This is a genomic window from Methylocystis echinoides, assembly GCF_040687965.1.
GTDB classification, from domain to species: domain Bacteria; phylum Pseudomonadota; class Alphaproteobacteria; order Rhizobiales; family Beijerinckiaceae; genus Methylocystis; species Methylocystis echinoides_A.
Window position 1 is genome coordinate 3,073,805 of sequence record NZ_CP156084.1, and the last position, 21,486, is coordinate 3,095,290.

Sequence of the window (21,486 nt, forward strand, 5' to 3'; positions counted from 1 at the left end):
AAACCGGCGATTCCAGCGCGCTTGCGCTCGACCCGACGCGGGCGCCGCCTGTGACGTTGGAGATAGACCATGTGTTCGTTCGCTTCGCTGGCGCGCGCCGCGCCAGCGTTTCTCGTCGCCGCGGCTCTCGTCGCTCTGCTTGCCCCGCTCCCGGCGCGCGCCATCAGCATGGACAAGTCCTCGACCATCCGCGACCAGTGCGAAATCTCCATCGGGCCAGACCTCATTGGCATTGTGTCTTACGTGCCTGATCGCTCACGCGATCGATTCTGTGGCGAGTTCCCGGCGCCGGGGCGAATTATCCTGACCATCGACCTTATCGCCGAGCGCTTGCGCGAACTTCCCATCGAGGTGCGCATCGTCAAGGAGCCGAAAGGGCCGCTCAGCGAAGAGGACGATCTGACGCCCTTCACGGTCGCCTATGTCGCGCCGCGCCTCTATCCAGGCGGCGCGGTCCCTGTGGAGCATGTGTTCGACGAGAGCGGCGAATACGCCGCCTTCATCACCGTCACCGAACACTCGGGCACGAAACGCACCACGCGATTCGGCTTCACGATCGGCGGGTTCCTGCAGTTCTACGCGACGGCGATTCTCGCTGGCGTGTTTCTGAGCGGGGCGGCGTTCGTTTACTGGCGACACGCCGCCGATCTGCGACGCGAGATCAAGGAGAAGAAGTAAGGTCTTCCACTGGGGCGCGCTTTGGCCCCGGCCCCGCGATCAGCCAGTAGATCGCCCCGGTCAGCGCGCCGGTGAGGAAAAACAGCAAAGCGAGGCGCCCCTCGGCGTCGGTCATTGCCTGCGAGCGCTCCAGCCCTTTCGCCGCGCGCGCGATCCACGGCGACGCGCCCGCCAGCAGGCCGCATGCGCCGGAATACCAGACAAGAGACCGCACGCCAGCGGCTTCGCCGATGAGCGCCGCAATGGCGAGCGGCGCGGCGCATGTCGCGATGATGACCGCCCAGATCACGAAGCCAACGGCGCCGAGGGCGTCCGCGGGATCGCCATCGATCAGCGCCTGGTCGAAGGCGGCGAAAAGCCCCGTCATGACGGAGGCCAGTCCCAATTCGCGCGTCGCGGGGTCGAAGAGCGCGGAGACGATGAGAAACACCGCGCCGACGCCGGCGGCGATGAGATAGCCGAAGATCATCACGACGATCCGGCGCAGCATGGGCCTGTTCTCCGGGCGGGCCTTTACTAGGGCTCCAGCACCGTATCCCAGTAGAGATAATCGAGCCAGCTGTCGTGCAGGTAGTTGGGCGGGAACAGCCGGCCGTTGCGATGCAGATCGACGATGGTCGGCTGAAACGGTTTCTGCGCGGGCGTCATATGCGCGTCATGCGGCAGCCGGTCCCCCTTGCGCAGATTGCAGGGCGAGCAGGCCGCGACGACATTTTCCCACGTGGTCGCTCCGCCCTTTGAGCGGGGAATCACGTGATCGAACGTCAGCTCATCGTGCGCGCCGCAATATTGGCAGGTGAAGCGGTCGCGCAAGAAGACGTTAAAACGAGTAAAGGCCGGCTGACGGGCCGGCCTTACATATTCCTTGAGCGACACCACGGAGGGGAGGCGCATTTCGAAGCTCGGACTCTTAACCACCTTGTCATATTCCGAGACGATGTTGACCCGATCCAGGAAGACCGCCTTGATCGCGTCCTGCCAGCCCCAGAGCGAGAGCGGATAATAGCTCAGGGGCCTGTAATCCGCGTTGAGCACCAACGCCGGACACGCCTGAGGCGAGACATTTTGTGTTCTGAAGTGAGCGGTCACCCTGCCAGCCTCTCGGTTGCGAGAAGGGCCTGAATGGACCGCGCCAAGGTCCAAAAGGCCTTTTGCGACGGCGCATAGTTTACAGGCAGTACGACGCGGTTGTGAAGGCGTCTGGGCGGATTCGCCGCGGGTCTCTCGACTCTGGGGCTCTGAACCTCGTCCTTCCGACCGCCTGCGCGTCACGGCCCATCCGGCGCGGGGTCGGCGTCGGCGCGCCCGGCCGTCGCAAAATCTACGAAAATCAAGCAATATCAGAGGTATAGACGTTGCCAGCGCTCTGCGCCGCGCCCGGCGACTTGCGGCGGCGCCGACGTTGCAGCAGCCGTGGTCACGGTTGCCCGCGCGCCGGTTTCTGTGCCGCCTTGGCGCAGACTGCGATTGAAGCGGGCGATCTTTCTCGCGCCGTCTTCCGCACAGCTACGAATGCGGGCGTGGATCGCGAGGGAGCGGCGGCAGGCCGAAGCAGGCGCGTAGCATATTGCTTGCCTCCGGCCTGCCGCCTGCGTCTAACTGAAGCCAAGGTGATTCGACTCCTCCACACCGCCGATTGGCATCTTGGCGCGGCGCTGCAAGGCTGGTCGCGCGAGGCCGAGCATCGGGCTGCGCTGGCCCAGCTCGTGGCGCTCGCGAAAGCGCGCGACGTCGACGCCGTGATCGTCGCCGGCGACATTTTCGACAGTCTCAACCCCTCCGCCGAGGCGCAGCGGTTGCTCTATGACACGCTGAGCGATCTGCGCGCCGCCTGTCCCCGCGCCGCCATTGCGCTCCTCGCCGGCAATCACGATCCCGCCGGCCGCCTCGAGGCGCCCCGCGCGCTGTTCGAAATGGCGGGTGTGCGGTCGGTCGGCGTCGTGGCCCGTCGCGACGGCGCGGTCGATCCCGAACGCCATGTGTTGCCGATCCGCGACGTCTCCGGCGCGATCGGGGCCTATCTGCTGGCTTTGCCTTACCCCCGCGCGGCCGATCTGCCGGTGGCCGGGGAAGATGTCGTCGGCTCCTCGGTTGTCTGGGGCGTGCGCGCGCTCTATCGCGAGGCGGTCGCCGCCGCGCGCGCCCAAATCGGCGGCGCGCCGCTGGTCCTCACCGGCCATCTCCATGTCGCGGGCGGGCTCGAATCGGAAGGCGCCGAGCGGCGCATCCTGGTCGGCGGCGAACATGCCGCCCCGCCCGATATCTTCCCTGCCGACGCGGCCTATGTTGCGCTCGGCCATCTCCACCGCCCGCAAAGCGTCGGCCGCGACACCATTCGCTACAGCGGCGCGCTCCTCCCGATGTCGAAAGCCGAGATTGCTTATCGGCACGGGGTGACGCTCGTCGAGATCGACGCGGCGGGCAAGGCGACGGCGGAGCATGTCCCGCTGGAGCGCAGCGTGCCGCATTTGCGCCTGCCCGTTGCGGGCGCGCTGGCGTTGGCCGATGTCGAGCCGGCGCTTGCGGCGCTGGCGCTCGATCCGCGAACGCCCGACGCGGCGCGGCCCTTCGTCCATCTGACCGTGCGGGTCGAGGGGCCCGCCGCTGGCCTCAAATCAGAGATCGACGCCATCTGCGAGAAATATCCTATTCGCCTCGTGTCGCTCGCCGTCGAGCGGCCGCGCGCGTCGGACGCGCCCGCCGCCCTCCCGCTGCGCCTCGCCGAGCGTCAGCCCGTCGATCTCTTCCGCGAGGCCTTCGAGGCGACGCATTGCGCGGCCCCATCCGAAGAGCATCTGCGCTTTTTCGGCCAGCTCGCTGAGGAAGACTAAATGCGCATCCTCGCGATCAGGGGCGAGAACCTCGCAAGCCTCGCCGCGCCCTTCGCGCTCGAATTCGAACGCGAGCCGCTGCGCTCGGCCGGGCTCTTCGCCATCACCGGCGAGACGGGCGCGGGAAAGTCGACGATCCTCGATGCGCTGTGTCTGGCGCTTTACGACAAATTTCCGCGCGTCGTTGCGGCGGGAGGCAATGAGGGCGCGCCCGATCCGTCCGGCGAGACGCTGGCCTCCGGCGATCCGCGCGCAATCCTGCGGCGCGGCGCTGGGCGGGGCTATGCGGAGGCGGATTTCGTCGCGCGCGATGGCGGACGTTATCGGGCGCGCTGCGACTTGTTGCGCGCAAGGGGGAGGGCGGCTGGCAGGCTGCAAAATCGCGCGCGCAGCCTGTGGCGGATCGACGAGAGCGGCGAGGTTGTCGAGGCGATCGAATCGGGCGTCGAAGCCGTCAACCGGCGCGTCGTCGAGCTCACCGATCTCACCTTCGACCAGTTCCGTCGCACGGCGCTCCTCGCGCAGGGAGACTTCGACGCGTTTCTGCGCGCCGACGCGAAGGAGCGCGCCGATCTTCTGGAGAAGATTACCGGCGCGGAAATCTACGGCCGCCTTTCAACGCGCGCATTCGAAAAGGCGCGAGAGGCGCGGGACAAGGTCGCGCGCCTTGAAGAGAGCCGCCGAGAGATCGGCGCGATGAGCCAGGACGAGCGCGCGGCGCTCGTCGCCGAGAAAGAAGGTCTTGTAGAAAGGCGCGGCTCGCTCGACGCCGAACAGCGCGTAGTCGTCGAGGCGCTGCGCCGCCTCGACGCGCATACGCAGGCCGCAGCAAAATTGGCGCAGGCTGACGCCGATTGCGCGGCCGCCGCGCAGACGTTCGCCAAGCTGGCGCCGGAGGGGCAAACGCTCGACGCGCTCGATCGCGTGGGTCCCTTGCGCGGGCCGCGCGAGGAGGCAAAAAAGGCTCGAGATCTCCTGGCGGAAAAGGAGGCGGCTGCGACGCGCTCGGCGCAACAAGCCGACGCTGCGCGCGCGTCGCTCGTCGCTGCGCAGGAAGAGGCGGGTCTGGCGGCCGAAGCGCTCGATGCGAGCCAGAAAGACCTCGAGGCGATGAAGCCGCTCTGGGAGAAAGCGGCCGCGCTCGATGCGCAGATCGGGACCCAGAAGCAGGAGGTCGAGCAGGCGTGCGCCGCCGAAGAGATGGCGAAGCAGGTCGCCGCGCAAAAAGCCGAACTGCTGGCGCAGGCCTGCGCCGAGGCGCAGGCCGCGCGGACGGCGCGCGACGCGGCGCGTGCGGCTCTCGACGCGGTCGCGGCCGCGCGGCCGCTGAGCGAGCGCTGGCAGGAGATCGACGACCAGCTTGCAAAACGCGCGGAGGTCGCGCGGGACAGGCGCGAAGCTGCTGACGACTTACGTAAGGCGCAAGAGATCCTGGCGCAGTCGGGGAAAACGCGGCAGGCCTTCGACTTCGCTGACGAGAAAGACCGCGCCGCGCTTGCGCAAGCGCTCGCGCAGCGCGGCGAGCGTCTGGCGGCGCGCGAGGCGCTCGACGCCCCGGCGGCGCGACGGCGCCACGCCGAGGCCCTGCGCGCGCTCGACGCCTTGCTGGCGCTGGCGCGTCTGTCGCGCGATCACGATCAGGCGCAGGACAAGGCCGCCCGGGCGACGGCCGATATGACGCGCTTCGCCGAAGAAGCGTGCGAGCGCGCCGCGTCCTTATCCGATCTGCAGGCGAGGCGCGCGGCGCAGGCGGCGCGCAAGGAGGAGGCCGAGCGTCTCGGCGAACTGGCTGAAGCCGCGGCTGATCCCCATGCGCTGAAACTGCGCGCTTCGCTCGAAGTCGGCGAGCCCTGCCCCGTGTGCGGCGCGACGGATCATCCTTTCGCGAAGGCGCAGGACGCCGCCAATCGACTGGTCGAGGCCTTGCGGGCCAAGCGCGACGCCGCGCGCCGCGCCCTCCAGACGACCGAAGTCGAGATAGCTGAGACGACGGCGGCCAAAGCAAGAGCGCTGGCGCGCCACGAGGAGGCGACGCAGCGGCGCGACGAGGCGCAGGCGGCGCTGTCTCAGGCAGCGCAAGACTATGCGGCGCGGCTTGCCCGCGATCCGCTCAACGCCGCGCTCGCGGCGATCGCCGGCGCCGCCGAAAGAATTCAGGCTTTGCTCGCGGAATCGGAGGCCCTGCGGGACGCGCAGGAGAAAATCATCGAGACCGACGAGAAGCTCGGGGCGGACGTCGAATGGCTCGCCAAGGCCGCCGAGGAGAGGCGGTCGGCGCTCGACGTGCGCCGGGTCATGCGCGACGCGGAAGAGGCGCGCGCCCGGCAGGCGGGAGAGGCGTGCGCCCGGCTCGCGCAGGCGGTCGCTGGGGCGCAGGAGCGCGTCGAGTCGATTGACCGCGCGCTGGCGGATCATCTTTCCCTCTGCGATCTCGTGGCGGCCGATCTCGACCGCGACCCGCAGGCGGCGCGACGGCGTCTCGCCGCGACGGGCGCGAAATTCAAAGAGGCCGAGACCGCGCTGGCGGGCGCCGAGCAGCGCCTCGCAGAGGGGGAGCGGCGCGCCGCCGCGCTGGAAGTTGACGCGCGCGCCGGAACGGAAAAGGCGGCGGAGGCTGTCGCCGCCCATGGCGCCCGCCGCGACGCGTTCGCGCGGCTCGAGGCCGAGCGTGGGCGTTTGCTCGGCGGCGAGGCGACGGCGCGACATCGCGCGCGGGTCGAAGAAAGGAACGCGGCTGCGCGGCGGGGTTACGACGCGGCGCGCGATAAGCTCGCCGCGGCGGATAAAGAGAAAGCTGCTTGTGACGCCCGCAGTTTCGCCGCCGCGCAGGATCTCGCCAACGCCCACGCGGCTCTCGACGCCCGACAGGCGGAGTTTGCAGCGGCGCTGTCGCGGACGGGCTTGACGGAAGAAGCCGCGGCGCCGCTCCTCGCAATCTCGCCGCAGGCGGCCGAGGAGATGCGCCAGCGCGTCGACGCGGCGAAAGCCAGACTGGCCTCGGCGGAGCGGGCGGCCGCCGAGCGGCGCGCCGATCTCGCCGAAGCGGAGGCCCAGGGTCTGCCGCAGACCCCACAGGCTGAACTCGAGATCCAGCGGGCCAAAAGCGCGGCGCAGATCGAATCCCTGCTCACGCGCCTCGGCGTGTTGCAGCAGCAGATCGTGCAGGACGACGCGGCGCTCGCCCGCATGGAAGCGCTCTCCGGCGAGATTGCCGAGGCGCGTTCGATCAGCACGATTTGGGAGGAAATCAACGCCGCGATCGGCTCTCGCGAGGGCGACAAGTTCCGCCGCTTCGCGCAGAGCGTGACGCTCGAACAGTTGGTCGCCCTCGCCAACCAACGGCTCGCGCTCCTGTCGCCGCGTTACAGGCTGGAGCGCGCTGGCGAGATGGGCGCGCTCGGGCTTCAGATCGTCGACCGCGATCTCGGCGAGGAGCGGCGTTCGACGCGCTCCCTGTCGGGCGGCGAGCGCTTCCTCGCTTCGCTGGCGCTCGCCTTGGCGCTCGCCGGGCTCGAAGGGCGCGACTCATTCGTCGATACGCTCTTTATCGACGAGGGCTTCGGCGCGCTCGACGCCGCGACCCTCGACGTCGCCATCGACGCGCTGGAAAATCTCCAGGGTCAGGGCCGCAAGGTCGGCGTCATCAGCCATGTCGAATCGCTGCAGAGCCGGATCGCGACGAAAATCTGCGTCGAGCGGCGCGGCGGCGGGATCAGCGCTGTGCGCCTGCGGGCGCCCGCCCCCGCGGACTTCGCGTAAGCATCCGGCAAAGACGAAGCTGGCGGTCTGGCGCCCTTGATGCTTGGGGCGCCCGCCCGCGGGTCGTCGGCCCCCTTGTCGCCGCTTTCTTTGGCGTCGGGGCAGGGCTATAAGGCGGGCGCGCAGTTCGAGGATCGATCAGACATGCAGAAGATCAAAGTGGCCAATCCCGTCGTCGAACTCGACGGCGATGAAATGACCCGCATCATCTGGGCCTTCATCAAGGACAAGCTGATCCGGCCCTATCTCGACATCGATCTTCTTTATTACGATCTCTCGATCCAGAATCGCGACGCCACCAACGATCAGGTCACCGTCGACGCCGCCAACGCGATCAAGCAGCATGGCGTCGGCGTGAAATGCGCCACCATCACGCCCGACGAAGCGCGCGTGAAGGAATTCAACCTCAAGGAAATGTGGAAGTCGCCGAACGGCACGATTCGCAATATCCTGGGCGGCGTCATCTTTCGCGAACCGATCATCTGCGCCAACGTCCCGCGGCTCGTGCCGCACTGGACGCAGCCGATCGTCGTCGGCCGTCACGCCTATGGCGACCAGTATCGCGCCACCGACTTCAAGGTTCCGGGCAAAGGCCGCCTCACGATCAAATTCGAGGGCGAGGATGGCCAGGTCATCGAGAAGGAAGTCTTCAAATTCCCAGGCGCCGGCGTCGCCATGGCGATGTACAACCTCGACGAGTCCATTCTGGAATTCGCGCGCGCCTCGTTCAACTACGGCCTGCAGCGCAAATTCCCCGTCTATCTCTCCACGAAGAACACAATCCTGAAGGCCTATGACGGCCGCTTCAAGGACATCTTCCAGGAGGTCTACGAGAAGGAATTCAAGTCGCAATTCGAGGCGCTGGGCCTTTGGTACGAACATCGGTTGATCGACGACATGGTGGCGTCGGCGCTGAAATGGTCGGGCGGTTACATCTGGGCCTGCAAGAACTACGACGGCGACGTGCAGTCGGACATCGTCGCGCAGGGTTTCGGTTCGCTCGGCCTGATGACGAGCGTGCTGATGACCCCGGACGGCAAGACCGTCGAGGCGGAGGCGGCGCATGGCACGGTGACCCGCCATTATCGCGAGCACCAGAAGGGTCACGAGACCTCGACCAACTCCATCGCCTCGATTTTCGCCTGGACGCGCGGCCTCGCCCATCGCGCCAAGCTCGACGGCAACGAGGGACTGGCGCGCTTCTCGAAGACCTTGGAGGAGGTCTGCGTCAAGACCGTCGAATCTGGGTATATGACCAAGGATCTGGCGCTGCTCGTCGGCCACCATCAGAAGTGGCTGTCGACGACCGGCTTCCTCGACAAGGTCGATGAAAATCTCCGCAAGGCGATGGTCTGAGGTCGATCGATGCGGAAGCCGCGGATTTCGGCCGGCCTCGGGCCAGCTTCGTTGCAAACTTCGATTGTGTCTGTTGCACGGCGCGTCTATATAGGCGCCGCCTATGGCCCTACGGGAGAATTGCGGCAATGACGGTGGATCTGGACGAGACCTATAAACCGTCGGAAGACGAACCTTTCATGTGCGACCGGCACCGCGAATATTTCCGTCGCAAACTGCTGGCCTGGAAAGAAGACATTCTCCACGAAAGCCGCGAGACGCTCGCGGCCCTCCAGAACGAAAACGAAAACCATCCCGATCTCGCCGATCGGGCGTCTTCCGAAACCGATCGGGCGATCGAATTGCGCGCCCGAGACCGGCAGAGAAAGCTTATCGCCAAGATCGACGCCGCGCTGGGCCGTCTCGAAGACGGCACCTACGGCTATTGTGAGGAGACGGGCGAGCCGATTTCGTTGAAACGCCTCGATGCGCGTCCGATCGCGACCTTGTCGATTGAGGCGCAGGAGCGTCACGAGCGGCGCGAGAAAGTCTATCGCGACGACTGACGCGTCCGTTCTTCTTCGCTGCCCATTTGGAAAGAAAAGGGCGTCGCCAAGCGCGACGCCCTTTCTTTTTATTCCTTGTCGGGCCGGCCGAGCAGGCGGGCCATTTCCGCTTCGAGCGACTCCAGCGGATCGACGTCGGGCGCCGCGGGCGGGGAAGGGGGCGGCGGAGCCGCAGGCGGCGGGCCCGGCGGGGCCGCTGGGGGAGCCGGGGGTCTGGCGCCTAAGGGCGGCGTGGCCGGCGCCCCGGGTCCCGCCGGCGGAGCCGGCGTCGGGGCAGCGGGGGGCGGCGGCGTGTCCGGTCTGGGTTGGATGGTCCGCTGCGTCCGGGCGAGGAACGGCGGCGTCGCCGGGCGCGGCGCGGCCGGACGCGGCGGCGGCGCGGCGGGACGCTGCAGCGGCGGCGGCGGCGGGGCGGGCGGCGGCGGGGGCGCGCTCGCCGCGGGCGCCGGCGCAGGAGCAGGCTCGGACGGCCCCTGCTTGCTCGGCGCGGGCGCAAAGAGATCCGGCGGCAGGTTGAGCGGACCGACGGCGGCGGGTTTGGGCGCAGGCCCGAGGGCGGGTTTCTGCCCCGGGACAGGCGCCGGCGGCGCGGGCTCGGGGGAGGGACCGGGCGGCCACCCCGCGGCGGCGGGCTGCGCAGGCCGCGCCTCCCGAGCCGGGCGCGCGGCCAGGGCCTCGGAGGGCGAAATCGAGCCCTCGACGAGGAGGTCGTTGGGGCCGCCGATCAACAGCAGATGTTCGGTGTCGTCGCGGCGCACAATGACGAGCTGACGTTCACGATCGAGGTCGAAAACGTCGACCACGTCCAACCGGCGGGGGCCCTTCTTGGGAGCCGCCGAGCGGATCCGGCGCCCGAACAGCAGGCGAATGATATAGAGGACGAGGAGCGCGGCGATGAGGAACGCCACGATTGCCCCAAGAATTGGGAGCAGTTGGGAGAATCGGTCTTGCATGAAGTGAGGGTCTCTCTTCGAACGCGCTTTGACGTCGCCAATTTAACAGTATTTCGGGCAAGCCTGCGCCAAAAGGTTAATTATTGGTTAATTTAGCTCGGAAAACCCCGCAACCCTCTTTCGGGGCCGTTGCCATGACCGTCGTTGACCGCCATTCTTTCGTCCGATTCCGCGCCCCGCGTGGTTTTCAAACGGACGAGGCTGGGCTTATTTGGAGCTGCGCCTTCATTAACCATAGTCTGGCATGCACAATCCAATAGCCCGGATCGCTATGCTGCGGGCGCGGGACCCAGAGCGTTCAGGATGACCGACAGGACGGCGTCGTCTGCATTTGACCGAAGCGAGCGCCCCGGCAGCGCCGGGCTCGTGCTCGCGCTGGCCCTCGCGATTCTCGCGGTTCTCGGCGCCTATTTTCTCGCCCCGGCGACCCTGACGCCGCGTTTCGTCCTGCTCGCCCTCGCCTTGTTCGCCGTGGCCGGCGTCTTCTTCTTGTTCGCCTATGCGGTTGGGCTGATCCAGGTCTCGCCGCGCGTCGCGGGCAACGACATTACGAGGCTCATCGCCGAATCCACGACCGAGGGCCTGCTCGTCACGAGGGGCGACAGGCAGATCGTGTACGCCAACGCGGCCTATATGGACCTCTGCGGCGCCCGAGACGCATCGGGCCTCCAGGTCGTCGAGCGGCTGTTCTCGGGGCCGCCGGAGGTCTCCGAGGCGATCTACCGGCTTGCCCAGGCGGCCCGCGCCGGGACCCCGCATGTCGAGGAGCTGCGCCTGTCGCCGCCGCTCACCGGCGGCGCCGCCGTCGGCTGGTACCGGATCAAGGTGCGGCCGCTGCCGCAATCCGGGTCGCGGGCGTCGCTGTGGCGGGTCGCCGACGTGACCGGCGAGCGCCAACGGCAGGAAGGCGTGTTCCAGGAGCTTCAGCACGCGATCGACTTTCTCGACCATGCGCCAGCCGGCTTCTTCTCGGCCGCGCCCGACGGCGCCGTGCCGTATATGAACAGGACGCTCGCCACCTGGCTCGGCTATGATCTCACGCAGGTCGGATCGGGCGGCGCGACGATCGCCTCGATCGTGGCCAACAACGGCGCGGCGCTGCTCGCGGCGGTGTCCGGCGCGCCGGGCGAGGTGCTCACCGAGCAGATCGACCTCGATCTGCGCTGCCGCGATGGCCGGCCGCTGCCGGCGCGGCTCTTACATCAGGTCGCGTTCGGGCAGGACGGCGCGGCCGGTCCGTCGCGCACGCTCGTGCTCAACCGCGCCGCCGGCGAGAAGTCGGAAGAGGGGCTGCGCGCGGCCGAGGTGCGATTCGCGCGCTTCTTCAACTCGACGCCCATGGCGATCGCAACGCTGGACGCGAACGGGCGCGTGCTCGACTCCAACGCCGCTTTCGCCAAGCTGCTGCCGCGGGCGCTCAAAGCCGGCGCGGCGAAAGAGGGCTGGTCGCTTCTCGCGGGGCTCGGCGAGCGCGACGCCGAGGCGCTGCGCAAGGCCATCGAGGACGCGATCGACGGCAAGGGCGACGTCAAGCCCGTGAATGTCTCCTTCGACGAGGGCGCCGGCCCGCGTTCGGCGCGCTTCTTCGTGTCGCCCGCGGAAGACGGCGGCCAGAAGGGCGCGACCATCTATGCGCTCGACACCACCGAGCAGCGCAAACTGCAGGAGGAATTCGCCCAGTCGCAGAAGATGAACGCGGTCGGCCAGCTCGCGGGCGGCATCGCGCACGACTTCAACAATATGTTGACGGCGATCATCGGCTATTCAGATTTCCTGCTGTCGAGCCATCGCCCGACCGATCCGAGCTTCAAGGACATTCGTCAGATCAAGGCGACGGCCGAGCGCGCGGCGGGCCTCACCCGCCAGCTGCTCGCCTTCTCGCGTCGCCAGACCCTGCGGCCGCAAGTGCTTCAGCTCGGCGACGCGCTTTCAGAACTGCAACTGCTGTTGCTGCGCGTCGTCGGCGAGAAGAACGAGCTCGAACTGCGCCATGGCCGCGATCTTTGGTACGTGAAAGCCGATCTCACGCAGTTCGAGCAGGTGATCATCAATCTGCTCGCCAATGCGCGCGACGCCATGCCCGAGTCGGGCGGGCTGATGCAGATCCGCACCCGCAATGTTTCCAAGGAGGAATGCGCGAGCTTCAACGAGCCGCATCTCGTCGCCGCCGACTATGTCCTCGTCGAAGTCGAAGATAATGGCGCGGGCATTCCCCCGGAGGTGATCGAAAAGATTTTCGAGCCCTTCTTCACCACCAAGGAGGTCGGCAAGGGCACCGGACTCGGGCTCTCGACCGTCTTCGGCATCGTCAAACAGTCGGGCGGCTTCATTTTCGCGTCGAGCGACGTCGGCAAGGGCACGACCTTCCGGATTTTCCTGCCGCGCTACATCCCCGACGAAAAGGAAACCCCGAAGAAGGAGATCGAGGCGAAGCCCCAGGGCGATTATACGGGGCAGGGCGTCATTCTGCTGGTCGAGGACGAGGATGCGGTGCGCTCGATCGGCGCCCGCTCGCTCAAGACGCGCGGCTTCACGGTTCTCGAAGCAACGACCGGCCTCGAGGCGCTGGAGGTCGTAGAGGAGGTCGGCGGGAAAATCGACCTTATCGTCTCCGACGTCGTCATGCCGGAAATGGACGGGCCCGCGATGTACGCCGAACTGCGCAAACGCGGCGTGACCGCCAAGGTGATCTTCGTGTCGGGCTACGCCGAGGAAGCCTTCGCCAAGAACCTTCCCGAAGGAGAGTTCGGCTTCCTGCCCAAGCCGTTCTCGATCAAGCAGCTGGTCGAGACGGTGAAGGCGCATCTCCCCGCGCAGGGGTGAGGATGCAAGCCTTCAAGGAGCGGCGTCTTTTTTCAAAAACGCCGTCACGTTTCTCGCGAGACTTTGCATGGCTTCGTCATTGGCCATGCAGTTTAGATGCGCATCCGTCTCGCTCACGCGCCAGTTAGCCATCGTGACGTTGACGCTGAAAGACGGAAAGCCGTCGTACACTGTCGCCTGGTTGGCGCGCTGTTGCTGGAACGAGGTCTGATAGAAAGACCTGTCTCTCCTGTGCGTGACGACGGCGGGCTGCGCGGTTACGCCTTCCGCGACCGGCGTCGTCACATTGAGCACGAAGAAGGCGGCGCCGCGGCTCTTCGACAAACTCTCGATGTTCCCGAGGAGTTTTCTCGTCAACGCGAGGCCGTACGCGGTTCGTTTGCTTGCCGGATACAGCGAGATGGCGAAGTGGCTTTTCTCGGTTTTCAGATTTTCGTTTTCGAGAAAAGGATTCCTGTTGTCCGGGTCGGCCGGGTCCCAGTCCGGCGCGACGGGCCCCGAATAATTCACGAGCGGCGCGTAGGGCGGGGGAAGGAACCGCTCCCAATATTCGTCGAGACCCTTCTGCGGGTTGAAAATCCGATTGAGAAAAACCCCGATCTTCGTCCGCGCGGGCTTCCTGACGACCTCGCCGAGCTGATAGTTCGGACCCTCGAGCTTGTCTTCCTTGAGAACATAAGTTGGCTTTATCGCCCCGTCTTTCGGCATATGAGTTGGAAAGACGTTGTTCCAGACGTCGTTGGAGAATGTCTGCCACAGCAGCACCATGTCGGCCCGATGCCTGGCGAGATACTCTTGCAGCGCAAGATATTCCTGGTCGTTTCCATAACCCGCGGTTCCGATGGTGAAGACCTTGAATGCGCCGGAGGCCGAAAGATAGTGTTCGAGAAGACGCTCGGGCGTGGACTGCGGCGGGCAGGCGGCCGCCTCCACTTGCGAGTCGCCGAGCAAGACGATGACAAAGTCCTTGTCGGCGTATTGGATCGGCTGACCGCGGAATCCGAACTCGTTGAGCGCTTCGTTTTCGACATGCGAACGCCAGCCGGCGGTAATTTCCGTGTCCCACTTCGGGTAATCGACGATTCTCAGTAGTCCCTCGACGCCGACGACGGCGACGGCAATGGTGGCGAAAGAGACAAACATCCCCATGCCGGTTTCTTTATATTTCATTCTCAAACTCTTGGACTTCGATTCCCGTTTGCGATGATAAAATCACGCGCCCCTGCAGCGGAGGTTTTAAGACCACGCCGCGACGTATTTAGCAATAATTCAGGCTTCAATCTCGAGGCGGCGCCCGGCGCTAAAGCATGGGGGCCACGACCCTCACCCGACGCTTGGCGCCATCCGGTCCGACGACCTCGCGGAAGACCTCCGGGGGGACGCCGCTCTCCCGCGCCTCAGGAAGGGGGGCCGTTACGGACGCGGCCGCCGGGCCAATCGGTTGCCGGGCGCGCGGATCGCCGGGCAGGATCGGGCGGGACATTTGCTCGGCCTGTTCGGCCGTGACCATCTGATCCTTGTTGTTGCGCTCGGCGAGAATGCGTTCGGCTTCCGCCAGCGCCTCGGTCCAGCTTTTTCCGGGCGGCTTGCAGCCGCAGGAAGCGTCGTAGCGCGTCTCGAACTTGTGCGCATTGGGATGGTCGGCATAGGGCTCGCCGTCGATCGAAACAGCGGATTCGAGGCCTTTCCACTGCGATTGCGTGTAAAGCTTCGCTTCGGCGCCGGGGCACATGGCCTTGCAGAGCGCATCGAGATCGTCGAGCTGGGAATACTTGGCCGTATAAGTGATGGGAAAGAAGCCGCCGTCGCATCCGCGCACGCAAAGCGCCACAGGGCCGCCCATCCGGCGCGTCCCTTGCTCGAACGTCTCGTCGTCGGTCAGCCCCGCCTCGGGATTGACCGGCGCCTCGCGCAGGCCGGGAGCCTGATCCGGCGGGCGGACGCCGAACAGCTCTTCGAAGAAGCTTCCCGGATCGGGCTGGCGGGCGGCGATGGTGGGGTTGCGGCACTCCACCTCGTAGCGCGCCATGAGGGCCTGACGCTGGCTGTCGTCCAAGGCGGCCTGCTCATAGGCGGCGATGTTGCCGCGAAGGGCGCTGAGACGGGCGTTGATCCCGTCGCACTGGGGCGGGGGCGGCTCGCCGAAAAACAGGAAAGTCTGCCGGTCGCAGCCCATCGACTGGCCTTTGACCGCAAGGCGGCTGTATTCCGCCCGTAGCTTCGCGGCGCCGGCGCGATAGCGCGCCGCCATGCCTTCGGCGCCGGCCTTGGCGATCTGTCCGCGCAGATCCAGGCAACGGGCGCTCTCCGCCCGGGCGGCCGGCGCTGCGAGGCCCAGCGGCGCAAGGACGGCGGCGCAGCACGCAGCGGTGAAAATTTTGCGGAAGGCCCTTGGCCCCAGAATCGGCCTCATCCATTGCTCCGGCTGAAGCCTCGTTTCGATCCGACGCTGGTCGGACCGGTCTCCAGCTCTTTGGTTCTCGACGCGCTTTTCGGCGAAGCGATCGTTCGCCCGAAAACGCCAGCGCGGACCCGATCCCCGCCAGTGTTGGCTGAATCCCGCCGCGGATCAACTTTCGGCGATTTTCCAGCCTTTCTTGTCCGTAACAAGGCGGTCGCGCGGCTGCGACGGGCGCGCTTTTTTCGGCGCGGCCCTTCCCTTGAGCGCGGTCTTCGCCCATATCCGGCGCGGACGCCACTGGAGATCGGCCCGATGAAGTCTTCTGTTGAAACGATTTCGCTTTGCACGATTGCCCTGGGGGCGGCGCTCGCCGCCGGCTCGGTCTCGGCGCAGGAAGGGCCGGATCTGATCTTCCGCAAGTCCACCGACTTCAAGCTGCTCACGCCCAATGACAAGCTCGCGACCTATGTCGTCGACGACCCGATCATCGAAAACGTCGCCTGCGCCTATACGGCCCACGAAAAAGGCGGCGTCGCCGGCATGTTCGGCGTCGCCGAGCAGACCTCGGAAGTCTCGCTCGCCTGCAATCAGTACGGACCCGTCAAGCTGCGCAAGGAAAACGAGAAATTTTCCCAGGGAGATCTCGTGATCAGCGAGCGCCGGTCGCTGCTGTGGAAGCAGATGCATATCGTGCGTGGGTGCGACGCCAAGCGCAACATGCTGATCTACATGATCTATTCTGACAAGCTCATTGAAGGCTCGCCGGAAAATTCGACCTCCGCGGTCCCGATCCAGCCCTGGGGCGGCGCGACCCCGCCGCAGTGCAAGGACTGGGTCAAGTAACCCTCAGTCTGCGCAGGCGATCACCATCGCGTCGGTCTGCTGCGACGGACGCGACGCGGCGGCCGGAATGGCGGCGGTCACGTCGTCGGCGCGGCCATAGGCCTGGGCGGGTCCGTGGCCGTGGGCTTCGCACCAGGCGTCGGCGACGATGCGGCCGCAGTCGGACTTGCCCTTGAGGCATTCCGTGACCCCATAGCCGTCGTCGGGAACAAGGAAGGTTTCCGGCGCGGCCTGTGCATTGGCGCTCAGCGCCGCCGCCACGAGCGCGCCGGCGACGAGGGGCACGGCGATCCGGAACCAGAGGGTGCTTTCGATCTTCGACGACTGGATGAACATTGAGGCGCCCGCTCATGCGCCGCCGGAAGATAGGGCGGCCACGGTCGATCGTGGCGGGGCCGGGTAAAATAAATGTTAAGCCGCCTTGATTCCGCCCGAATGCGGCGCCGCCACAACGCGCTTGACGCGGCGGCGCGCCGGGCGCATGGTCGCGCCATGAGGCTCTTCCTGACGCTCTATTGCCGAATTTGCGGCCGGATCATCATCAGCTAGCGACCATCGCTGGCCGGAGCCTCACGTCGTTCCTAAAGAGCCTGATCCAAACGACATGAAACGCGCCGGCCGGGCTGGCCCGAGAGGATTTCATGTCGACGCCTGCGCTCAAGATCTACAACACGCTGACGCGGACGAAGGAGCTGTTCCGCCCCATCGACGCCGCCAATGTGCGCATGTATGTCTGCGGGCCGACGGTCTATGATTTCGCCCATATCGGCAACGCCCGGCCGCTCATCGTCTTCGACGTGCTGTATCGGCTGCTGCGGCATCTTGCAAAGCAGGGTGTTTGGGATGGCGGCAGAGGCGAGACTAAGGTCACCTATGTCCGCAACATCACCGACGTCGACGACAAGATCAACGCCCGCGCCGCCGAGCGCGGGATCACCATCCGCGAACTGACCGAAGAGACCAACAGGGTCTTCCAGGAAGACGTGCGCGCGCTCGGGTGCCTCGAGCCCGACGTGCAGCCGCGCGCGACGGAACACATCGCGCAAATGATCGCGATCATCGAGCGGCTGATCGCTTCGCGCCACGCCTACGCAGCCGACGGCCATGTGCTCTTCGACGTGCCGTCGATGGAGGCTTACGGGCGTCTGTCGCGCCGTTCGCTCGACGAAATGCTCGCGGGCGCGCGCGTCGACGTCGCGCCCTATAAGCGCGGCGACATGGATTTCGTGCTGTGGAAGCCGTCGAAGGAGAGCGAGCCCGGCTGGGAGAGCCCCTGGGGCAGGGGGCGTCCCGGTTGGCATATCGAATGCTCGGCGATGTCCTGGGCGCATCTCGGCGAGACCTTCGACATACACGGCGGCGGCATCGATCTCGTCTTTCCGCATCACGAGAACGAAATCGCGCAGAGCTGCTGCGCCTTCGGCCGCGACGTGATGGCGAATTACTGGATGCATAACGGATTCCTGCAGGTCGAGGGCGAGAAGATGTCCAAGAGCCTGGGGAATTTCGTGACGATTCACGAATTGCTGCATACGGACAAATTCGGCGGGCGGAAGTGGCCGGGCGAAGTGCTGCGGCTCGCGATGCTGAGGACGCATTACCGGCAGCCGATCGATTGGACCGTGAAGGCGCTCGAGGAGGCGGAATCATCTCTGCGGCGCTGGGCCGAGTTTGTGCAAAAGGGAGAGACGACCGGGAACAGCGGCAACTTCTCTCACGAGTTTGCTGCGGCGCTTGCCGATGATCTCAATACGCCGCTCGCAGTGTCGCTGCTCCATGAGGTCCTTGACCCGATGCAGCTCGATGAGGCGTTGAAGCTTCTTGGCGTTGACGTTCGGAATTACGCGAGTTGGATCGAAAACGAAAAGCGCCACGCGGTCGACGCGCGAGCAATTGAATCGCTCATCTCCGCCCGTCTCGCCGCCCGCGCCGCCAAAAACTGGGCCGAGTCCGACCGCATCCGCGACGAGCTGGCCGCCATGGGCGTTGCGCTCAAGGATAATAAGGACGGCACGACGACGTGGGAGGTCAAGCGGTGATGACGGACCCCACCCGGCCCGCTTCGCGGGCCACCCTCCCCGCAAGGGGGAGGGATTCGCGCACGCAGGTTGGCGAGCCTTCTGAGAGGCTTGTGCAGCTTCAAATCTTTCAGGCGATTGGCGGTCTCGATGCAGTGCAATCCCTCCCCTTTACGGGGAGGGTGGCCCGCGCAGCGGGCCGGGTGGGGTTCGAGGGCTAGCGCATGACCGTCGCCCGCGCCCGCGCTTTGCGCAAGACCATGACGCCGCAGGAGGTGAAGCTGTGGGTTCAGCTGCGCAAGCTGAGGCCCGAGGGCTTTCACTTTCGCCGTCAGGCGCCGGTCGATGGATTCATTCTGGACTTCGCGTGTTTTAAACATAGGCTCATCGTCGAGATTGACGGCTCTCAGCACGCGGAAGACAGCGGCCTGCGCCACGATGCGCGCCGGGACGCCCACTTCGCGGCGCAAGGCTTTCGGACGCTGCGGTTCTGGAACAGCGAGGTTGATCTCAACCTGCATGGGGTCGTCGAGACGATCCTCGCCCGGGCGCGTGAGACTGAAGGGGAGGCGTTGTGATGACGGACCCCACCCGGCCCGCTTCGCGGGCCACCCTCCCCGCAAGGGGGAGGGATTGGAGCACGCAGGTTGGCGAGCCTTCTGAGAGGCTTGTGCAGCTTCAACTCTTTCAGGCGGTTGGCGGTCTCGATGCAGTCCAATCCCTCCCCTTTACGGGGAGGGTGGCCCGCGCCCGCGCTTTGCGCAAGACCATGACGCCGCAGGAGGTGAAGCTGTGGGTTCACCTGCGCAAGTTGAGGCCCGAGGGCCTTCACTTCGTCGAGACGATCCTCGCCCGGGCGCGTGAGACTGAAGGGGAGGCGTTGTGACGGCGGACCCCACCCGGCCCGCTTTGCGGGCCACCCTCCCCGCGAGGGGGAGGGATTCGCGCACACGAGTGCGCCTTCCCTCTGAAACTGCGCCCTGCGCCGTATCTGAGAGACAAGGAGAAAGCCATGTCCAATGACGACTGGAAAAGAACGCTGCCCTTCAAGCGCCATTGGGCGGTCTATCTCCTGTTCAAGCTCTTCGTGCTGGCGCTCGCCGCCGTCGCAGCCTGGCATCTGCTGCGCGCGTTCGAGGTCGTGTAATGGCGACAGCGCCGGGACTTCGACCCTATCTTCCGGCAGACGCCGCAACGCTCGCGGCGCTGTTTCGCGCCAGCGTCGAAGAGCTTGCGGCCGAGGATTATGACGCCGATCAACGCGAGGCCTGGGCCTCGGCCGCTGATGACGAAGCGGCTTTCGCGTCGCGACTGGCCGGCGAACTGACGATTGTCGCGCTGCTTGGCGGCGACGTCGCCGGCTTCGCCTCGCTCAAGGATAATGCAATTTTCGACATGCTCTATGTGCGACCCGATCTCGCGGGGCAGGGCGTCGGCGCCACGCTCGCGGACGCCATCGAGAAGCTTGCCGCGGCGCGCGGAACGAAAAAGCTCACCGTCGAGGCCTCCGACTCGGCGCGCGACTTTTTCGCGGCGCGCGGCTATGTCGCACAGAGCCGAAACACTGTAACGATCGCCGGCGAATGGCTCGGCAACACCACAATGACCAAGGAACTGGCGGCGCCCGCCGCCGGGGGACTGCAGTGATGATGAAGGAACGCGTCACGCTTTACGACACGACGCTGCGCGACGGCGCGCAGACGACAGGCGTCGATTTCTCGCTCGAAGACAAGCGGCAGATCGCCGCCCTGCTCGACGACCTCGGCGTCGATTATGTCGAAGGCGGATATCCCGGCGCCAATCCGCTCGATACGGAGTTTTTCACGACGCGGCCGAAACTGCGCGCCCGCTTCTCCGCCTTCGGCATGACGCGGCGGCAGGGCCGTTCGGTCGAGAATGATCCCGGCGTCGCGGCGCTGCTCGACAGCGCGGCGGATGCGGTGACCTTTGTCGCGAAGAGCTGGGATTATCAGGTCAAGGTCGCTTTGCGCTCCACGGAAGAGGACAATCTCCAGGGCATTACGCAATCCGTGAAGGCCGCCGTGTCGAAGCAGAAGGAAGCGGCCGTCGACTGCGAGCATTTCTTCGACGGCTTCAAGGCCAATCCGGACTATGCGCTGGCCTGCGCCAAGGCCGCCTATGACTCTGGCGCGCGCTGGGTCGTGCTCTGCGACACCAATGGCGGAACGCTGCCGCATGAGGTCGAGCGCATTGTCGCCGAAGTGGTGAAGGTAATTCCGGGCGACCATATCGGCGTGCATTGCCATGACGACACCGGTCAGGCGGTCGCCAATTCGCTCGCCGCGCTGCGCGCCGGCGCGCGGCAAATTCAGGGCACGCTCAATGGTCTCGGCGAACGCTGCGGCAACGCCAATCTCACGACGATCATCCCGACGCTGCTCCTCAAGGAGGAGTTCGCCGAGCGGTTCGAGATCGGCGTGAGCCGCGACAAGCTCACCCACCTGACGCGCGTCAGCCATGCGCTCGACGAGCTGCTCAACCGCGCGCCGAACCGCCACGCGCCTTATGTCGGCGCGAGCGCCTTCGCCACCAAGGCGGGAATTCACGCCTCGGCCGTGCTCACCGATCCGCGCACCTATGAGCATGTGCCGCCGGAGAGCGTGGGCAATATGCGCCGCGTGCTGGTCTCGGATCAGGCGGGACGCTCGAACATCATTTCCGAACTGACGCGGCTCGGCGTCAACGTCGACAAGAAGGATCCGAGGCTCACGCGCCTCCTCGACGAAGTGAAAGACAAGGAGGCGCAGGGCTACGCCTATGAGGGCGCCGACGCCTCCTTCTTCCTGCTGGCCAAGCGCGTCCTCGGCGAAGCGCCGCATTATTTCGATATCGAGCGCTACAGCGTTGCGGTCGACCGCCGTTTTGCGAAGAACGGCGGCTTCGAGGACCTCGGCGCCGAGGCCATCGTGAAGGTCAATGTGCACGGCGAAAGCCGCATTTCGGCGGCGGAGGGCAACGGCCCCGTCAATGCGCTGGACCTCGCCCTGCGCAAGGATCTCGGCGCCTATCAAAGATTCATCGACGACGTGCGCCTCGTCGATTACCGCGTGCGCGTCTTTCAGGGCGGCACGGACGCCGTGACGCGCGTGCTGGTCGAATGCGCCGATGGCGCGGGCAATCGCTGGTCGACGGTCGGCGTCTCCGCGAATGTCATCGACGCGTCATTCGAGGCGATTGTCGACGCGATCAATTACAAGCTGCTGATCTCGGGGGCGACCTAGGGGCGGACCCCACCCGGCCCGCTTCGCGGGCCGCCCT

The 21,486-nt window shown here is 66.2% G+C and carries 19 protein-coding genes; 13 read left to right on the forward strand and 6 right to left on the reverse strand.

Annotation, left to right across the window (positions count from 1 at the left end):
- Positions 1–69 precede the first annotated feature (69 nt).
- Positions 70–678, forward strand: a complete 609-nt coding sequence (locus tag RVU70_RS15115; RefSeq protein ID WP_363347719.1) for a hypothetical protein — start codon at positions 70–72, stop codon at positions 676–678.
- Here RVU70_RS15115 and RVU70_RS15120 read toward each other — a convergent pair.
- Complete coding sequence (locus tag RVU70_RS15120) at positions 662–1,168, reverse strand: hypothetical protein (protein ID WP_363347721.1); 507 nt, start codon at positions 1,166–1,168, stop codon at positions 662–664. The genes RVU70_RS15115 and RVU70_RS15120 overlap by 17 nt on opposite strands.
- Positions 1,169–1,194: 26 nt before the next feature.
- Positions 1,195–1,767 (reverse strand): HNH endonuclease, encoded by a 573-nt coding sequence (locus RVU70_RS15125; protein WP_363347723.1) that lies wholly within the window; start codon positions 1,765–1,767, stop codon positions 1,195–1,197.
- Positions 1,768–2,288: 521 nt separating this feature from the next.
- Between RVU70_RS15125 and RVU70_RS15130 the strand changes: the two genes are divergently transcribed.
- The 4 genes from RVU70_RS15130 (at position 2,289) to dksA (ending at position 9,169) form a co-directional block, all read left to right on the forward strand.
- A complete protein-coding gene (locus RVU70_RS15130) occupies positions 2,289–3,509 on the forward strand; it encodes an exonuclease SbcCD subunit D C-terminal domain-containing protein (RefSeq protein WP_363347725.1) in 1,221 nt (406 codons plus the stop codon).
- Positions 3,510–7,268 carry an AAA family ATPase gene (locus RVU70_RS15135; protein ID WP_363347726.1) on the forward strand — a complete coding sequence of 1,253 codons (3,759 nt, stop codon included), beginning with the start codon at positions 3,510–3,512 and terminating at the stop codon, positions 7,266–7,268.
- A gap of 144 nt (positions 7,269–7,412) precedes the next feature.
- Positions 7,413–8,624 (forward strand): NADP-dependent isocitrate dehydrogenase, encoded by a 1,212-nt coding sequence (locus tag RVU70_RS15140; RefSeq protein ID WP_363347728.1) that lies wholly within the window; start codon positions 7,413–7,415, stop codon positions 8,622–8,624.
- A gap of 128 nt (positions 8,625–8,752) precedes the next feature.
- Positions 8,753–9,169, forward strand: a complete 417-nt coding sequence (gene dksA, locus RVU70_RS15145) for an RNA polymerase-binding protein DksA (RefSeq protein WP_363347730.1) — start codon at positions 8,753–8,755, stop codon at positions 9,167–9,169.
- Positions 9,170–9,237: 68 nt separating this feature from the next.
- On the opposite strand, the gene RVU70_RS15150 is transcribed toward dksA, so the two are convergent.
- The gene (locus RVU70_RS15150) at positions 9,238–10,122 is read right to left on the reverse strand and encodes a hypothetical protein (RefSeq protein ID WP_363347732.1); all 885 of its coding nucleotides are present in this window, start codon (positions 10,120–10,122) and stop codon (positions 9,238–9,240) included.
- 303 nt (positions 10,123–10,425) lie between these two features.
- On the opposite strand from RVU70_RS15150, the gene cckA reads away from it, so the two are divergent.
- The gene (gene cckA / locus RVU70_RS15155) at positions 10,426–12,945 is read left to right on the forward strand and encodes a cell cycle histidine kinase CckA (RefSeq protein WP_363347734.1); all 2,520 of its coding nucleotides are present in this window, start codon (positions 10,426–10,428) and stop codon (positions 12,943–12,945) included.
- Between the two features lie 12 nt (positions 12,946–12,957).
- Here cckA and RVU70_RS15160 read toward each other — a convergent pair whose 3' ends face one another.
- Positions 12,958–14,115, reverse strand: coding sequence for a hypothetical protein (locus RVU70_RS15160; RefSeq protein ID WP_363347735.1), 1,158 nt, complete (start codon positions 14,113–14,115; stop codon positions 12,958–12,960).
- Positions 14,116–14,245: 130 nt separating this feature from the next.
- Positions 14,246–15,358 carry a DUF2865 domain-containing protein gene (locus RVU70_RS15165; protein WP_363347737.1) on the reverse strand — a complete coding sequence of 371 codons (1,113 nt, stop codon included), beginning with the start codon at positions 15,356–15,358 and terminating at the stop codon, positions 14,246–14,248.
- Positions 15,359–15,658: 300 nt separating this feature from the next.
- Between RVU70_RS15165 and RVU70_RS15170 the strand changes: the two genes are divergently transcribed.
- Positions 15,659–16,189, forward strand: coding sequence for a CreA family protein (locus RVU70_RS15170; RefSeq protein ID WP_363347739.1), 531 nt, complete (start codon positions 15,659–15,661; stop codon positions 16,187–16,189).
- 3 nt (positions 16,190–16,192) lie between these two features.
- Here the strand turns inward: RVU70_RS15170 and RVU70_RS15175 are convergent, their stop codons facing one another.
- Positions 16,193–16,525: a hypothetical protein gene (locus RVU70_RS15175; RefSeq protein ID WP_363347741.1), complete on the reverse strand. Its 333-nt coding sequence runs from the start codon at positions 16,523–16,525 to the stop codon at positions 16,193–16,195.
- Between the two features lie 305 nt (positions 16,526–16,830).
- On the opposite strand from RVU70_RS15175, the gene cysS reads away from it, so the two are divergent.
- From cysS to cimA, 6 genes are all read left to right on the forward strand, one after another.
- Positions 16,831–18,228: a cysteine--tRNA ligase gene (gene cysS / locus RVU70_RS15180; protein WP_363347743.1), complete on the forward strand. Its 1,398-nt coding sequence runs from the start codon at positions 16,831–16,833 to the stop codon at positions 18,226–18,228.
- A 203-nt stretch (positions 18,229–18,431) separates the two neighbouring features.
- Positions 18,432–18,785, forward strand: coding sequence for a DUF559 domain-containing protein (locus RVU70_RS15185; protein ID WP_363347744.1), 354 nt, complete (start codon positions 18,432–18,434; stop codon positions 18,783–18,785).
- 92 nt (positions 18,786–18,877) lie between these two features.
- Positions 18,878–19,093 carry a DUF559 domain-containing protein gene (locus tag RVU70_RS15190; RefSeq protein ID WP_363347746.1) on the forward strand — a complete coding sequence of 72 codons (216 nt, stop codon included), beginning with the start codon at positions 18,878–18,880 and terminating at the stop codon, positions 19,091–19,093.
- Positions 19,094–19,219: 126 nt separating this feature from the next.
- The gene (locus tag RVU70_RS15195) at positions 19,220–19,354 is read left to right on the forward strand and encodes a hypothetical protein (RefSeq protein ID WP_363347748.1); all 135 of its coding nucleotides are present in this window, start codon (positions 19,220–19,222) and stop codon (positions 19,352–19,354) included.
- Entirely contained in the window at positions 19,354–19,854 is a 501-nt protein-coding gene (locus RVU70_RS15200) for a GNAT family N-acetyltransferase (RefSeq protein ID WP_363347749.1), read from the forward strand. The genes RVU70_RS15195 and RVU70_RS15200 overlap by 1 nt, the downstream gene beginning before the upstream one ends.
- Positions 19,854–21,449, forward strand: coding sequence for a citramalate synthase (gene cimA / locus RVU70_RS15205; RefSeq protein WP_363347751.1), 1,596 nt, complete (start codon positions 19,854–19,856; stop codon positions 21,447–21,449). Before RVU70_RS15200 ends, cimA begins: the two co-directional genes overlap by 1 nt.
- Positions 21,450–21,486: the final 37 nt, after the last annotated feature.